Genomic DNA, 15164 nt, shown 5'->3' on the forward strand with positions numbered 1-15164 from the left:
CGACGCCCCGTAACCAACCGGCTACAGCGTCAACCCTCCCGCGTCCAAGCCGTGACCGAATCTCCCCCAGGATGTGACATACATCCTGGGGGAGAGTCCTTTTCGCAGGTCAGAGCAGTTTCGGGGTCAAATACCCGACAGAAATACCTGTCCATTTCGTGACGTAATGCACTGACAGCTGGAGCGCCCCCGCCGCAAGCTGATGTAGGAAGTCGGGGGGATCGACTCGGAATCGGGAGTACGTCAGTGAGCGCACTGTCTCTTGCCCTGCTGGTGAGCACGGCCGCCGCCACGGCTGTCGGCGCCGCCGCTCTGCACGCCGCCCACGGTCTCCGTCAGCAGATCATCACGCTGCGTGGCGAACTCGCCACCGAGCCGGGCCTGTCGGTCCCGCAGCCGCGCCAGTCGGACACCGCCGAGATACGGGCCGCGGTCGCCGAGGCCCTCGCCGAGGAGCGGGAGCGGGAGCTGGCCGAGGCGCGGGCCTTCTGGGCCGCGCAGGAGGCCCGTGACGCCGCCGACGCGCCGTCTCTGCTGGGTGGTCTCACCGGTCCCACCGAGGACGGTCCCTATTACGTGCCGCGCCAGGCCGACTTCGCGGGTCTGGAGGCGATGGCCCTGGAGGCCATGGAGGCGGAGGCGGCCGCGCTCGACAACCGGGAGGCGCGCGAGGCGCTGGACGCGTTCGACGCGCTCGACGGCCTCGACACCCTGGAGGACCTGCCGGAGCTGACCGGCGCCGGCGACTACGCGGAGGACTCCCCCGAGCTGGCCGCGGCCCGCCGGCGGCACCCCTCGCACCCGGACTTCGTGCCGGTGCGGACCCCGGTGGCGACGGACCACGAGCGCACGGTGGACCGGCTGGAGGAGCTCGCCGAGACGGCGACGGCGCTGACCGATGTCCGTCCCGGCCCGCTGGGCACGCTGGACGTGTACGTCTTCGCCGACGGCACCACGCTCTGCATGACGCCGGGTCACCGCGAGACGGCCGAGCGGCTCGCCGAGGCGCTGCGGGCCGGACGCACCCCGGTCCTGCTCGGCGGTTCGGGTGTCTCGGGGGCGTACGCGCTCACGTTCTCGTACGGTGAGAGCGCCGAGGACACCGTGTACATCCTCGCGGACCGTGTGATCGCCAGCCTCTGACGGCCGGCGCCCACTACGCATCATCCACCGCGCCCGCGCCCAACCCCCTGCCCGGCGTTTCCCACGGCCCCACGCCCGACTCGCGGCCCCAAGGCCCGGCCCCCAGGCCCCTTCAAGGCCCCTCACGGCCTCTCGCAGCCGCCTCAGAGCCCCGAGCGTGCCTCCGCCTCCCGTACCAGCCGCACGGCCTCGTCCAGCGCCTCCTCGGCGCCGGGCGGGGCCGTGCGCAGCGTTTCGGCCAGATCGGCGGCGGCGACCGCCAGCTGGTCGGCGACCGCGAAGACGCCGGCGTCGGGCATCGTCCGGGGTTCTCGGCCCGGGAACTCCAGGCGCTGCGCCCGGTCGGCCAGCTCCCGCGCGAGCGCGAGCCCCTCGGCGGCGGCGCCGCGCTGGAGGCGGCTCTGCGGGGCGGCCCGCAGCCGGTCGGCGAAGCGTTCGGCGGCGGTGGTCAGTTCAGTCGTATCGCGCACCCGGCGACCCTATGCGCCCCGCGCGGCCCCTCGCCAACGCCCCCGCCCGGGTCCCGGGCGGGACCCGGGCGGGACCCCGCACGCCGGCCCACCCGCCCCCGTACGCGAGAGCCCCGGCATACGGGAAGGGCCCGCCCGGCTGCTGCCGGACGAGCCCTTCCCGTATGTCTCCCCGTGTCTCACACAGGGTCAGTTCTCACACAGGGTCAGTCGTCGCCCTGGAGGATCGACAGGAGGCGCAGCGCCTCCAGGTAGATCCACACCAGCGTCATGGTCAGACCGAAGGCGGCCAGCCAGGACTCCTCGCGCGGCGCACCGTAGGTGATGCCGTCCTCGACCTGCTTGAAGTCGAGGGCGAGGAAGCACGCGCCGAGGATGATGCCGACGATGCCGAAGACGATGCCGAGGCCGCCGGAGCGGAAGCCCAGGCCGTCGCCGCCGCCGAAGACGGAGAACAGCAGGTTGACGGCCATCAGCAGCACGAAACCGAGCGCGGCGGCCATCACGAAGCCGTAGAAGCGGCGGGTGACGCGGATCCAGCGCATCTTGTAGGCGATCAGCACGCCGGCGAAGACCGCCATGGTGCCGAGGACCGCCTGGGTGACCACGCCGTCGGCGATGTACGTCGAGACGGCGGCGGAGATCACACCGAGGAAGACGCCCTCGAAGGCCGCGTAACCGAGGATCAGGGCCGGGCTGGGCTTGCGCTTGAACGACTGGATCAGCGACAGGACGAGCGCGACGAGCGCGGAGCCGATGCCGATGCCGTACGACTTGCCCAGGTTCGCCGGGTCGACCGGCAGCAGCAGCCAGGCGGCGATGGCGGTGACCACGACCGTGCCGAGCGTGATGGCCGTACGGCTCACCACGTCGTCGATCGTCATCACATTGCCGCGCGCCTGCTGCGGGGCACCGAACTGGGCGTCCTGCGTCGCGTAGGGGTTGGTCGCGTACGGGTTCGCGGTACCGGCGGCAAAGGGGTTGCCGTTCGGCTGCTGGGCCGTTCCGACGGCGGGGCCCCCGGCCTGCGGCTGCTGCGTGCCGAAGCCCGCGTAGCCGTTGTCGCGGCTGAACCCCCGTCGCGAGAAGACCGGGTTGCTGCTCCTCATCTCACTCCTCCATGGGCCGCACGGCGCGGCGCTGCGACCAGAGTAATGCGAAGGCAAAGGAAACGGCCTCGTGCTGCGGGAGGATCTTCATCACGAATCGGTCGGGGAGCCCCGGACTCCCCCTTTGAGGGGGAGTCCGGGAAAGCACTCCGACGGAGGTGCGAGAAACCCGAGACGCCCCTGGTGCGGCGGTCGGGGAATGTGCCCGGAACCGGACTCGAACCGGTACGACCCGAAGGCCAGCGAGGTTTAAGCTCGCCGTGTCTGCATTCCACCATCCGGGCGTGGCGCGAAGCCCCGCGCTGGCACACGAGCCTATCGGGGCGGCGTCGCCCGATCAGAGGAACCACAAACCGATGTTGTCTTATTTTATTGACAGCTGAGGGAGCGTCAGCGCTGGTGGAAGCCCCTTGGCGAAGGTGAACGGCGGTCGCGGCCGGGGCGTCACCATCACCGGATTGACGGAAACTCGCCGCATGTCCGGGTACGACCTTGGCAAGTCGACGCCACCGGACGGCCGTCAGGCCGCCACCGGGACCGCCACCGGGACCGCCAGTCAGCCCTCCGCGGGACCGCCGTCGGACCGCCGCAGGACCTGCGGCGAAGCCCGCCGCCGGGCCCGTCGCCAGCCCGCGTCGCCGGCCCGCCACCAGCCCGTGCCGCCACCCCCGCCATCACTCCGCCCTCGGGCCCGGCCCGGAATCCGCACCCGCCGACCATGATCATCTATCAGGGTTCCCGTCATACCTCAGGAGGAGAGGCGGCCGTTACCGTGCGACTCCAGACGGCCCTGGGAACGGGCATGTGGACGGACGATCCCGGCCTTAACGCTCGACACGATGGAGTGGTTCCTGAACAACCCGGATTGACCTGACGAACAGGAGTCCCCCCTGTGACCACCACTCCCACCGTGCCCCGCTCCACCGCGGTGGCCGCTCGCGCCACCGACCTGACGAAGGTCTACGGCCACGGCGAGACCCAGGTGGTCGCGCTCGACCGTGTCAGCGTCGACTTCCGGCAGGGCGAGTTCACCGCGATCATGGGCCCCTCGGGCTCCGGCAAGTCGACCCTGATGCACTGCGTCGCCGGCCTCGACTCCTTCAGCTCCGGCTCCGTCCGGATCGGCGACACCGAGCTGGGCAGCCTGAAGGACAAGCAGCTCACCCAGCTGCGCCGGGACAAGATCGGCTTCATCTTCCAGGCGTTCAACCTGCTGCCGACGCTGACCGCCCTGGAGAACATCACCCTCCCGATGGACATCGCCGGCCGCAAGCCGGACAAGGAGTGGGTGCAGCGGGTCATCGACATGATCGGTCTGTCCGGCCGACTGTCCCACCGCCCCTCGCAGCTCTCCGGCGGCCAGCAGCAGCGCGTGGCCGTGGCCCGCGCCCTGGCCTCCAAGCCCGAGATCATCTTCGGTGACGAGCCGACCGGAAACCTCGACTCGCGCTCCGGCGCCGAGGTCCTCGGCTTCCTGCGCAACTCGGTGCGCGAGCTCGGCCAGACCGTGGTGATGGTGACCCACGACCCGGTCGCCGCCTCCTACTCGGACCGGGTGGTCTTCCTCGCGGACGGCCGGATCGTCGACGAGATGCTGCACCCGACGGCGGACGGCGTGCTCGACCGCATGAAGGCGTTCGACGCCAAGGGCCGCACGAGCTGAGCCGAGGGCCCGCCCCTCCTCTTCTCCGGCGTCCTTCTCCGGCGCCCTCTCCGGCGCCGGTCTCCGCCCCGCTCCGCCCCGTCACCTTCCTCCGTTCAGGAATCAGGACCCAGGACCTCCCATGTTCCGCACCGCCCTGCGCAATGTGCTCGCGCACAAGGCCAGGCTGCTGATGACCGTGCTCGCCGTGATGCTCGGCGTGGCCTTCGTGTCCGGCACCCTCGTCTTCACCGACACCCTCTCCAACGCCTTCCGCAACCAGTCCGCGAAGAGCTACGACGACGTCGCCGTAGCCATCACCGCCACACCGAACGGGAACGACCCCAACGCGACCCCGGCGCTGTCCGAGAAGACCCGTCAGAAGATCGCCGCGCTCGACGGAGTCGCCGACGCCACCGGCCGGGTCGACGGCTTCGCCGGCGTACCGGACAAGAACGGCAAGCTGATCGGCTCCGGCTGGTCCAACAAGGGCACCAACTTCGCCCCCGGCAAGGACGGCAAGGACACCGCGTACGCCTTCACCTCCGGCACCGGCCCGGTGAAGGACGACCAGATCGCCCTCGACAAGGAGACCGCCGAGAAGGGCGGCTACCGGGTCGGCGACCAGGTCCGGGTGGCCACCAGCGGCCCCGTCGAGACGTACGAGCTGACCGGTGTCTTCACCACCGAGGACGGCGCCGTGAACGCGGGCGGCAGCCTCGTCCTGTTCGACACCCCCGTCGCCCAGAAGCTGTTCCTGAAGCCGGGCCACTTCCTGGAGATCACCGTGCGCGCCGAACCCGGTGCCGACGCGGACAAGATCCTCGGTGCCGTGGAGCCGATCGTCGGCGACATCGCCGACGCGAAGACCGGTCAGGCCCTCGCCGACGAGCAGGCCAAGGACATCGAGTCCAGCATGAGCGCGATCAACCAGATGCTGCTCGGCTTCGCCGGCATCGCGCTCTTCGTCGGCATCTTCCTGATCTCCAACACCTTCACCATGCTGGTCGCCCAGCGCACCAAGGAACTCGCGCTGATGCGCGCCGTCGGTGCCTCGCGCAAGCAGATCACCCGCTCCGTGCTCGCGGAGGCCGGTCTGGTCGGTCTGGTCGCCTCGGTCATCGGCTTCGCGCTCGGCATCGGGCTCGCCGCCGGGCTGCGGTCCGCCATGTCCGCCTTCGGCCTGAAGGTCCCGGCCGGCGGTCTGGTCATCGGATCCACCCCGCTCGTCGCCTCGCTCGCCGTCGGTGTCCTCGTGACCATGCTGGCCGCCTGGCTGCCGGGCCGCCGCGCCGCGAAGATCCCGCCGGTCGCCGCCATGAGCAGCGTCCACGCGGTCGCCTCCACCAAGTCCCTGGTCGTGCGCAACACCATCGGCGCGATCCTCGCCTCCCTCGGCCTGGTCGGCGCCGTCCTCGGTGCGGGCAAGGGCGGCAGCGCCGGCCGCACCTTCATCGCCGGTGGCGCGTTCCTCGCCCTCCTCGGTGTGATCGTGCTGATCCCGCTGCTGTCCCGGCCGGTGATCGCGCTGGCCCGTCCGCTGCTCAAGGCGTTCGGTGTCGCGGGCAAGCTGTCCGGCCAGAACGCGGTCCGCAACCCGCGCCGCACCGGCGCCACCGCCTCCGCGCTCGCCATCGGCCTCACCCTGGTGACCGGCCTCTCGGTGATCGGCGCCTCCGCCGGCGGCGCCATCGACCGGGCGACCACGGACCAGATCAAGGCCGACTACATGATCGCCATGGCCAGCGGCGACGGCCTCAACCAGGCCGCCCTGGACGCCGTGGCGAAGACCCCGGGCGCCGTCGCCGTCTCCCCCCAGCAGTCCGGCTACATCGACTTCGCCAAGGGCGGCTTCGCCTCCGTCTCCGGTGTGGCCCCGGACGCCATCGACCAGCTGGTCAAGATGAACGTCACCGACGGCTCGCTCGGCTCGCTCGCCCAGGGCGCCATCGCGGTCGACGACACGACCGCGAAGAAGCGCGGCTGGAAGGTCGGCTCCACCGTCTCCGTGACCTTCGCCGACAAGAAGAAGGGCGACGTGAAGGTCGGCGCGGTCTACGAGGAGACCGACTTCCTGTCGCACATCCTCGTGGACACCAAGGTCCTCAACGCCCACGACCCCAAGCCGTACATCCCGCAGATCTTCGTCAAGATGGACGGCGGCCCGTCGGACGCGGCCGAGAAGGCCGTGATGAAGTCGCTCGGCGACAACCCGGCGATGACGGTCATGGACAAGCAGGACATCCGTGACACCTTCAGCGGCGCCATCGGCAGCCTGCTGAACGTCATGTACGGCCTGCTGGCGATGGCCCTGCTCATCGCGGTCCTCGGCGTCGTCAACACCCTGGCGATGTCGGTCTTCGAGCGGCAGCAGGAGATCGGCATGCTGCGCGCGATCGGTCTCGACCGGCGGCGCGTGAAGCGGATGGTCCGCCTGGAGGCCGTGGTCATCAGCCTCTTCGGCGCGGTCGTCGGCATCGGCCTCGGCTCGTTCCTGGGCTGGGCGGTCGGCGAGACGATCAAGAGCAGCCTGCCGGACTACGCGCTGGTCCTGCCGTGGGGCCGGCTCGGGATCTACCTGCTGCTCGCCGCCCTGGTCGGCGTGCTGGCCTCGCTGTGGCCGGCCCGCAGCGCGGCCAAGCTGAACATGCTCCAGGCGATCAAGGCACAGTAAGCGGTCGGCGGTAGTAGCGGCCGGCAGTACGCCGCACGGGCCGGGTTCCTTCGGGAACCCGGCCCGTGCGCGTGTGCGCGTACGTAGGTGCGGGGGTGCGTGGGTGCGGGGGTGCGTGGGTGCGGGGGTGCGTGGGTGCGGGGGTGCGTGGGTGCGTGGCTACGTGTCAGCTGCCCGCGCAGTACGTCATCAGCCGGTCGTGGTTCGCCCGGAACTGGTCGTAGAGCGCCGGTACGTCGATCTTCAGCAGCGTCTCGTCGTTCGCCCGCAGCGCCGGGTAGGTGTAGTTGTGGCTGCCGGTCCACACCAGCTTGCGGCCGGACACCCCGTCGTACACCCCCTCCACCAGCAGGTACTTGGAGTGCAGCCCGGCCTTGGCGACGTTCGCGCCCCGGTCCTCGTAGCACTGCACCCGCTGCGTGAGCTTGCCGGAGACGATCGACTCGACGCCCGCGCCCATCGAGCCGGGCGCCCCGTCGTGCGCGAGGTACACACCGCAGCCGGCGTTCTTCAGGGCGACGAGCTTGCTCGCGACCTCGCGGCGGGTGAAGAGGTTGGCGGCCATCCGGACCTTGGTGGCGCCGCCCGCGCAGTCGACGTTGTCGAGGATCAGCTTGACGGTGTCGGTGCTCGCGTCGGAGTCGTACGAGGTGCCCGCGGCCTCCTTGCGCGGGAAGAAGTACGCCTTGTACGGGCTCGCGGTCGGCGTCTTGTAGTAGTGGTCGAGGCCCTTGGCCGAGGTGCCGTACGCGAGCAGATCGGCGAAATAGGCCTGGTAGACGGCGTAGAGGCCGCTGTCGGGGAGCGTGACGGCGTTGTTGAACAGATCGGTGCGCTGGACGCCGGTCAGGTTGGCCGAGGACTGCACGACGACGTTCTTCGCCCCGCCGGTGGCGGAGAAGAGGAAGAACTTGTTGTGGTTGATGGCCCCGTCGGGGTCGCCGGGAAGCTTCCGGTCGCCGAGGCAGCCCCGGCCGGCCGGGCACGCGTACACCCAGGAGTTCTTCGTACGGTCGGTGCCGAGCGCGGCGGCGAGGGTGTCGTACTCGCCGCCCGTGGTGACGCGGGTGGTGTGGTCGAGCAGAATCCGTACGCCGACCCCGCGCGCCGAGGCGGCGGCGAGCGCGGCGGAGACATTGCCGTCGGTGAAGTTGTACATGCCGACGCTGATCGTGGAGCCGCTCTCGGCCCGGTTCACCAGGTCGACGACGTGATCGCGGATGCGGTTCTGGGCGGCGGCGTCGCCCCCGGGGTCGTTGAAGGTGGCGGTGGCCGTCACCGCGGCCTCCGCGCTGTTCACGGTGGTGCCCGCGGAAAGGTCCGCCGGGCTGTCCGCGGACGCGGCGCCGCCCGGGACCGCGGACAGGGCGAGCAGCGTGGTGGTGGCGAGGCCGGCGGCGGCGAGGGCCCGGGGCAGGGCCAGCGGCGGACGGGTGACGGGACGACGGCGCACGGTTCCCCCTATGAGACAGGCGCGACGGTTCGGGCAGATCGGTGGTCGGGACAGTCGGGACGAACCGGGCCCATGGAAAAGCGGGGTGCCGGTTCGCACTGGCACCCCGCCTACCCGGAGCCGGAAGGGCTGAACGTATCGATCGGCCGAACGGGTTTAACAAACCTCGGGACTTGAGACCCGGAGCTTGGGAATCAGGAATCGGGACTTGAGACTTGAGACTTGGGACTCGGACCGAGTTCGTCGCCCCGGATCAGCCGTCGGTCCCGGCCACCGCCTTCGCCCCGGCCTTCTCCGCCCCCATCTCCTTCGCCCCGGATCCGACAGCCGTCCCGGCCCCCGCAGCCGTCTCGGTCCACTCCCGGGGCCGTAGCGCCATCCCCGAGGCCCCCGACTCCGGCGTCTTCACCGCGAGGAACTGGTTCACGCCGATCCGGTTGCGTTCGAACGACACCGCCGACGCCGCCATGTAGAGCCGCCAGATCCGGGCCCGCCCCGGCGAGACCAGCCGGATCGCCCGGCTCCACTCCCGCTCCAGGTTGCCCACCCACTGACGCAGCGTCAGCGCGTAGTGCTCCCGGATCGCCTCGACGTCGCGCACCTCGAAGCCCGCGTCCTCAAGGGTCGTCAGGGTGCGCCCCATCGGGGCGAGTTCGCCGTCCGGGAAGACGTACGCGTCGATGAAGGCGTCCACGTGGTACGCGGACTCGTCCGCCTCCGGTCGGCGCGCGATCTGGTGGTTGAGCAGCCGCCCGCCCGGCTTGAGGAGCCCGTACAGGATGTCCGCGTACTCCCGATAACGCGCCGCGCCCACGTGCTCGGCCATGCCGATGGACGAGATCGCGTCGAACGGGCCGTCGGGGACGTCCCGGTAGTCCTGGACCCGGATCTCCACCCGGTCCGTCAGGCCCTCGTCGGCGACCCGCTTGCGGGCGAACGCGGCCTGCTCCCGGGACAGGGTGATGCCGACGACCCTGACCCCGTACTCACGGGCCGCGTGGATGGCCATCGAACCCCAGCCGCAGCCGACGTCGAGCAGCCGGTCGCCCTCCTTCAGCCGCAGCTTGCGGGCGATCAGGTCCAGCTTGTCGCGCTGGGCGTCCTCCAGGGTGCCCGCGGCCCCGGCGGCACCCTCCGTCCCCACGGCCCGTTCGTCACTCTGGCCCCAGTAGGCGCAGGAGTAGACCATCGAGGGTCCGAGGACCAGCTCGTAGAACTCGTTGCCCACGTCGTAGTGGTGACTGATCGCCTGCTTGTCGCGGCGCTTGGAGTGCCGGACGCCGCTGCGCCCGCGCATCTCCTCGACGGGCGGCTTCGGCGGCGGCAGCGGACCGCCCAGCTTCAGCAGGGCGCGGGCCGCGGCCCGTACCTTCGGATCGCGTACGGCGTCGAGCGCGCCGCGCGCCTCATCGCCCCGTTCCCAGACCGCCGTGGCCAGCTTGTCCAGGACGTCGTACAGATCCCCCTCGACGTCGATCTCGCCGGCCACCCAGGCGCGTGCGAGACCCAGCTCCCCCGGTTTCCACAGCAGCCTGCGCAGCGCGCGGCGCTCGCGGATGATCAGTACGGGGCCGCCCGCGGGTCCTGCTTCGCTGCCGTCCCAGGCCCGCAGCCGGACGGGGAGCGGGGCTCCCAGTACGTCCTCGGCGAGGGCGGTCAGCCGCGATGCGGCGTCGGCCATGATGCAACACCTCCGTGATCCCGTGCCCCAGAAATGCCTGTCACCAGAGGAACACCGTCGGTAGGTGATTCAGTCCCGCCCGGACGCAACGCGTCCGTAAAAACATACGAAAGGACAACGGGCGAAGGGCGAAGGGCGAAGGGCGAAGGGCAAACGAAAGGGCCGCCCGCACCACGGATGGCGGACGGCCCTTTCGGGGGTACTGCGAGGTGCTGCTGGGACCTGCGGATCCTGCGGATCCCGCTCAGCCCTGCTCAGGTGCTGTGCGCGCCGGTACGCCGGTACCCGCGCGGCACAGCGCCCGGGTCAGGAAGCCTTGGCGGGCTCCTGCGCCGGGGCGGCCGGCTTCGGGGCGGGCTTGGCCGCCTCGTAGAACTCCTCGCGCGGCGTCTCCATGGCACCGAGGGAGACGACCTCACGCTTGAGGAACATGCCCAGGGTCCAGTCGGCGAAGATGCGGATCTTGCGGTTGAAGGTCGGCATCGCCATGCCGTGGTAGCCACGGTGCATGTACCAGGCGAGACGGCCCTTGAGCTTGATCTTCATCTTGCCCATGACGATCATCGCGACGCCCTTGTGCAGGCCGAGACCCGCGACGGCGCCCTTGTTGGCGTGGCGGTACTCCTTCTGCGGGAAGCCGCGCATGCCGGACACGACGTTGTCGCCGAGGACCTTGGCCTGACGCAGGGCGTGCTGCGCGTTCGGCGGGCACCAGGCGTTCGGGTTGCCGGCGTCACGGCCGACCATGTCCGGAACCTGGGCGTTGTCGCCGGCGGCCCAGACGTAGTCCATGCCCTGGACCTGGAGCTTCTCGGTGGTGTCCACGTGGCCGCGGGGGCCGAGCGGCAGACCGAAGCGGGCGAGCGCCGGGTTCGGCTTCACACCGGCGGTCCACACGATCGTGTTGGCGTCGACCTCAAGGCCGTTCTTCAGCACGACGTGACCGTCGACGCAGGAGTCCATCGAGGTCTGGAGGTAGATCTCGATGCCCCGGCTCTCCAGGTGCTCCTTGCCGTACTGGCCGAGCTTGGGGCCGACCTCGGGAAGGATCTTGTCCGCGGCGTCGACCAGCACGAAGCGCATGTCCTCGCGCTTCACGTTGGTGTAGTACTTCGCCGCGTCGCGGACCATGTCCTCGACCTCGCCGATCGTCTCGGCACCGGCGAAACCGCCACCGACGAAGACGAAGGTGAGCGCCTTGCGGCGGATCTCCTCGTCGGTCGTCGAGTCGGCCTTGTCGAGCTGCTCGAGGACGTGGTTGCGCAGGCCGATGGCCTCCTCGATGCCCTTCATACCGATGCCCTGCTCGGCGAGGCCGGGGATCGGGAAGGTACGGGAGACGGCACCCATCGAGATGACCAGGTAGTCGAACGGCAGCTCGTACGCCTCGCCGACGAGCGGCGCGATCGTCGCGACCTTGCGGTCCTGGTCGATGGTGGTGACCCGGCCGGTGAGCACCTCGGCCCCACGCACGACGCGTCGCAGCGGGACGACGACGTGGCGCGGCGAGATGCTGCCGGCGGCGGCTTCGGGGAGGAAGGGCTGGTAGGTCATGTACGACCGGGGGTCGACGACCGTGACGGTCGCCTCGCCGTAGCGCATCTTCTTCAGGATGCGCCGAGCTGCGTACAGTCCTACGTACCCGCCGCCTACTACGAGGATCCTGGGACGCTCCGTGGTGCTCATGGCATCGAGTATCCACCCCGCGGGAGGGGGTACCTCGTGCGCCCCTTCACAAGGTTGCGGGGTACCTCTGCTACACTCCGCCGCCCACGTGACGGATGTCATGTTCCAGCAAAGGAACCGGTGGCTCCGCTTGATCGTTGGGCACCCCATGTGAACTGGCCTGAAGGCCTTTCCTTCACGCTGAACGGCAGGGCGCGTTCACACGATGGAATCAATGAGCGAATGCCTGCGCGCGCCTGGGAATGGGCCGTGAGCAACCCCCGAAAGGGACCAAAGTCCCTCCAGAGGCCCCTACAGGGCCCTTTCGGGGGCCTTTCTCTTGTGAAGAACTTCACGAACCTTTTCGACAGGACGTCACCGAAGGGCCCTCACGGGCCCCTTCCGGGCCTGTTTCGACCCCCTCGCAAGCCCCTCACAGGCAGTCATAGCCGACCGCTATGTGGCGGATAGCGGGATCACATGGTGGGGCGGGGGTGACCTCGTACGCCCCTCACGTACCCCCACGTGCCCCTCGCGCACGCCTCCCCGCACACCCCCCAAACCGGACGGAAGGGACGGGGGAGGTCACCGGCCTGGTCACACTGGGCCCATGGACGACGACAAAACAGCGGACGACTCCGAGAACGTGCGGGAAGCCCTCGAAGACGCGCTTCCGGCCCGGGAAGCGGAGGCGGTACTGGCCGAAGGCGGCCCCACCGTGTCGATGGCCGAACTGCTGACGGATCTGTTCGGCGGGGACGGCGAGCGCGACGGGGACCGCAGGGACGGCAGGGACGGCAAGGACGGCAGGGACGGCAAGGACGGCAAGGACGGCAGGAAATCCGCGAGCGGCGGGCGGCCGGAGCCGGACGCCCACAGGTAACGCTCCGCCCGCGCCGACCGCCCCGCCGGCCACCCGCCGTCCAGGCCGCCTACGCCACCGAGAGCGCGATTCCGTCGAGGATGTCGTGCTCGCTGACGACCACCTCGGCGGCGCCCGTGCGCTCCATGATCTCGGCGAGGACGACCGCGCCCGCGACGATCACGTCGACCCGACCCGGGTGGATGACCGGGATCGCGGCCCGCTCGTCGTGGGTCGAGCCGAGCAGCCGGGTGACCACCTCGTCGACCTGGGCGCGGGAGATCCGGGCGTGGTGGACCTTGGTGGAGTCGTACTCCGGCAGGCCCAGCGCGATCGCGGCCACCGTGGTGACCGAGCCGGCCAGCCCGACCAGGGTCTCGGCCTCGCCCAGCGGCACCTTCTCGGCGGCCAGGTCCATCGCGGCCCGGACGTCGGCGCGGATCGCGGCGATCTCGTCGGCGGCCGGCGGGTCGTTGCGCACATGGCGTTCGGTCAGCCGTACGCAGCCGATGTCCACGGACCGGGCGGCCTCCACGTGCCGGACGCCGACCACGAACTCGGTGGAGCCGCCGCCGATGTCCACGACCAGCCGCCGGTCGTCGCCGGGCAGCTCGCCGGTGGCGCCGGTGAAGGAGAACTCGGCCTCCTGGTCGCCGGTGATGACCTCGGGCTCGACGCCCAGGATCCCGACGACGCCGCGGACGAAGTCGTCCCGGTTCTCGGCGTCGCGCGAGGCGGAGGTGGCCACGAAGCGGATCCGCTCGGCGCCCAGCTCCTCGATGACCGCCGCGTACTCACGGCAGGCGGCGAAGGTCCGCTCCAGCGCCTCGGGCGCGAGCCGGCCCGTCCGGTCGACGCCCTGCCCGAGCCGGACGATGGTCATCCGCCGGTCCAGCTCGATCAGCTCGCCCGTCTCCGGGTGGACGTCCGCGACGAGGAGGCGGATGGAGTTCGTACCGCAGTCGATTCCGGCGACCCGGGTCACTTGGCGTCCCCCTCGGCCGCGCCGGTGCCGCTGTCACCGTCCAGCGGCTTGAAGGCGAAGTGGCCGTCCTCGGCAGCGTCGACGGTCCAGCCGTCCTCTTCCTTCGGCGGGACGGCGCACGGGGTGACGCACGGGCCCTTCGCCCACCACTCGGGCAGCATCGCCAGGGCCTCGTCGCCGAACGGGTTCACACCCGGGCCCGCCACCAGGGAGTGGCCGACGAGCACGTGCAGGCACTTGACCCGGTCGGGCATGCCACCGGCGCTCGGGAAGCCCTCCAGGACCTCGATGGCGTCACGGCGGGCGATGTAGTCCTCGTGCGCGGCGCGGTACGCGGCGGCCAGCTCCGGGTCGGTGGCGAGCCGGGCCTGCATCTCCTTCATCACGCCGTTGGCCTCCAGGGTGCCGATGGCGGAGGCGGCGCGCGGGCAGGTCAGGTAGTACGTGGTCGGGAACGGGGTGCCGTCGGGGAGCCGGGGCGCGGTCTCGACGACGTCCGGGTTGCCGCAGGGGCAGCGGTGCGCGATGGCGCGCAGGCCGCGGGGCGGCCGGCCGAGCTGGGCCTCGAACGCGGCGATGTCCGCGGCGGTGGGCTCGGTGCTCTCGGTCTGCGGAGGGGGCGTGTCCATGTCTGCCTCGGTCTGCCTTGCTGAAGTAGGTGGGAGTGGGGGGAAAAGAATAAGGAGCGGGAGGTGGGGCGGGGGCGGGGGTCAGTGGCGGTCGGCGTTGTCCACGCCGTCCCACAGATTGTCGTACCAGGGCTGGTCTTCCGCCCCCCGGTCCGAACGCGGCCGGCTGTCCGCCTCGGGGTCGTTCACGGTGAAGGCGGTCTCGCCGGGCCGTACGTAGTGCAGGTGCTCACGAGCCAGCCGGCGGATGTACGCGGGGTCCTGGAGGCGGGCCTTCTCGTCGCGCAGCTGCTCGACGCGGCGGGCGGCCTCGGCCGCCTTCTGCCGCTGGTCGGCGATCTCGCCCTGCTGGGAGACGTAGCTCCGCATCGGGTAGGCGAGCGCCACCACCATGGAACAGACGACGAGCGCGAGGAACGCGGCGCGTCCCGTGAGCCGGGAGCGGCGGTCCTGGCGGCGGGTCTGGGAACGGTAGACACGGGCGGCGGTCTGCTCGCCGAGCAGCCTGATCCGGGTCGCGGTCGAGAACCGGTCCCGGTCCTTCACGGCCATGTCCTGCGTCTCCCCATCCGTCGCGCCATACGTCGCGGCCCGTCGCGTCCGTCGCGGTCCTTCGCCGATCCGCGCCGGTCCGCGTCGGTACGACACCGATCCGTCGCGGTCCGCCGTGCGCCGGTACGGCCACACGCACGCACGCACGCACTCACGCGCGCGCGTGTCGGCGCGGCGTGGCGCGGGCCGGTCAAACGTACGTCCCCGCACACGGTACGGGACCGGGTGCGGGGACGGACGGAAGCGGCGAGCCGAAGATCGGCCCTGACGGGACATCGCCCCCGGCGAGGGATCGGCCC

General features: G+C 70.8%; 11 protein-coding genes, 1 tRNA gene and 1 pseudogene. 4 read left to right on the plus strand and 9 right to left on the minus strand.

Features of this window, described 5'->3' with window-relative positions; translation table 11 throughout:
• The first annotated feature begins 246 nt into the window (after positions 1 to 246).
• On the plus strand, positions 247 to 1143 hold the full coding sequence (locus tag ACGFRB_RS31815; protein WP_393247982.1) for a hypothetical protein: 897 nt from the start codon (positions 247 to 249) through the stop codon (positions 1141 to 1143).
• A 143-nt stretch (positions 1144 to 1286) separates the two neighbouring features.
• Here ACGFRB_RS31815 and ACGFRB_RS31820 read toward each other — a convergent pair whose 3' ends face one another.
• The 3 genes from ACGFRB_RS31820 to ACGFRB_RS31830 form a co-directional block, all read right to left on the minus strand.
• Positions 1287 to 1613, minus strand: a complete 327-nt coding sequence (locus ACGFRB_RS31820) for a hypothetical protein (RefSeq protein WP_393247984.1) — start codon at positions 1611 to 1613, stop codon at positions 1287 to 1289.
• A 206-nt stretch (positions 1614 to 1819) separates the two neighbouring features.
• The gene (locus tag ACGFRB_RS31825) at positions 1820 to 2722 is read right to left on the minus strand and encodes a Bax inhibitor-1/YccA family protein (RefSeq protein ID WP_363003185.1); all 903 of its coding nucleotides are present in this window, start codon (positions 2720 to 2722) and stop codon (positions 1820 to 1822) included.
• A gap of 202 nt (positions 2723 to 2924) precedes the next feature.
• Positions 2925 to 3006: transfer RNA gene (locus tag ACGFRB_RS31830), tRNA-Leu, on the minus strand.
• A gap of 608 nt (positions 3007 to 3614) precedes the next feature.
• On the opposite strand from ACGFRB_RS31830, the gene ACGFRB_RS31835 reads away from it, so the two are divergent.
• On the plus strand, positions 3615 to 4385 hold the full coding sequence (locus ACGFRB_RS31835) for an ABC transporter ATP-binding protein (protein ID WP_363003183.1): 771 nt from the start codon (positions 3615 to 3617) through the stop codon (positions 4383 to 4385).
• Between the two features lie 121 nt (positions 4386 to 4506).
• Positions 4507 to 7038: an ABC transporter permease gene (locus ACGFRB_RS31840; RefSeq protein WP_393247986.1), complete on the plus strand. Its 2532-nt coding sequence runs from the start codon at positions 4507 to 4509 to the stop codon at positions 7036 to 7038.
• 166 nt (positions 7039 to 7204) lie between these two features.
• Here ACGFRB_RS31840 and ACGFRB_RS31845 read toward each other — a convergent pair whose 3' ends face one another.
• The 3 genes from ACGFRB_RS31845 to ACGFRB_RS31855 form a co-directional block, all read right to left on the minus strand.
• Positions 7205 to 8491: a phospholipase D-like domain-containing protein gene (locus tag ACGFRB_RS31845; protein ID WP_393247988.1), complete on the minus strand. Its 1287-nt coding sequence runs from the start codon at positions 8489 to 8491 to the stop codon at positions 7205 to 7207.
• A 253-nt stretch (positions 8492 to 8744) separates the two neighbouring features.
• On the minus strand, positions 8745 to 10172 hold the full coding sequence (locus ACGFRB_RS31850) for a class I SAM-dependent methyltransferase (RefSeq protein ID WP_393247990.1): 1428 nt from the start codon (positions 10170 to 10172) through the stop codon (positions 8745 to 8747).
• A 306-nt stretch (positions 10173 to 10478) separates the two neighbouring features.
• Positions 10479 to 11858, minus strand: a complete 1380-nt coding sequence (locus tag ACGFRB_RS31855; RefSeq protein ID WP_363003175.1) for an NAD(P)/FAD-dependent oxidoreductase — start codon at positions 11856 to 11858, stop codon at positions 10479 to 10481.
• A gap of 631 nt (positions 11859 to 12489) precedes the next feature.
• Here ACGFRB_RS31855 and ACGFRB_RS31860 point away from each other — a divergent pair.
• Positions 12490 to 12720: pseudogene (locus tag ACGFRB_RS31860) on the plus strand (hypothetical protein); the annotation flags it as partial.
• 49 nt (positions 12721 to 12769) lie between these two features.
• On the opposite strand, the gene ACGFRB_RS31865 reads toward ACGFRB_RS31860, so the two are convergent.
• From ACGFRB_RS31865 to ACGFRB_RS31875, 3 genes are all read right to left on the minus strand, one after another.
• The gene (locus tag ACGFRB_RS31865) at positions 12770 to 13684 is read right to left on the minus strand and encodes a Ppx/GppA phosphatase family protein (protein WP_363003173.1); all 915 of its coding nucleotides are present in this window, start codon (positions 13682 to 13684) and stop codon (positions 12770 to 12772) included.
• The gene (locus tag ACGFRB_RS31870; RefSeq protein WP_393247992.1) at positions 13681 to 14313 is read right to left on the minus strand and encodes a DUF501 domain-containing protein; all 633 of its coding nucleotides are present in this window, start codon (positions 14311 to 14313) and stop codon (positions 13681 to 13683) included. The genes ACGFRB_RS31865 and ACGFRB_RS31870 overlap by 4 nt, the downstream gene beginning before the upstream one ends.
• A gap of 81 nt (positions 14314 to 14394) precedes the next feature.
• Positions 14395 to 14865 (minus strand): septum formation initiator family protein, encoded by a 471-nt coding sequence (locus tag ACGFRB_RS31875; RefSeq protein WP_361231436.1) that lies wholly within the window; start codon positions 14863 to 14865, stop codon positions 14395 to 14397.
• Between the last annotated feature and the right edge of the window lie 299 nt (positions 14866 to 15164).

It is taken from the genome of Streptomyces sp. NPDC048718 (genome assembly GCF_043198875.1).
Classification (GTDB): domain Bacteria; phylum Actinomycetota; class Actinomycetes; order Streptomycetales; family Streptomycetaceae; genus Streptomyces.

Excerpts from the sequence above, each read along its gene's own strand:
- ACGFRB_RS31855 (WP_363003175.1), bottom strand. The coding sequence starts at position 11,858 with ATGAGCACCACGGAGCGTCCCAGGATCCTCGTAGTAGGCGGCGGGTAC.
- ACGFRB_RS31850 (WP_393247990.1), bottom strand. The coding sequence starts at position 10,172 with ATGGCCGACGCCGCATCGCGGCTGACCGCCCTCGCCGAGGACGTACTG.
- ACGFRB_RS31840 (WP_393247986.1), top strand. The coding sequence starts at position 4,507 with ATGTTCCGCACCGCCCTGCGCAATGTGCTCGCGCACAAGGCCAGGCTG.
- ACGFRB_RS31825 (WP_363003185.1), bottom strand. The coding sequence starts at position 2,722 with ATGAGGAGCAGCAACCCGGTCTTCTCGCGACGGGGGTTCAGCCGCGAC.
- ACGFRB_RS31870 (WP_393247992.1), bottom strand. The coding sequence starts at position 14,313 with ATGGACACGCCCCCTCCGCAGACCGAGAGCACCGAGCCCACCGCCGCG.
- ACGFRB_RS31875 (WP_361231436.1), bottom strand. The coding sequence starts at position 14,865 with ATGGCCGTGAAGGACCGGGACCGGTTCTCGACCGCGACCCGGATCAGG.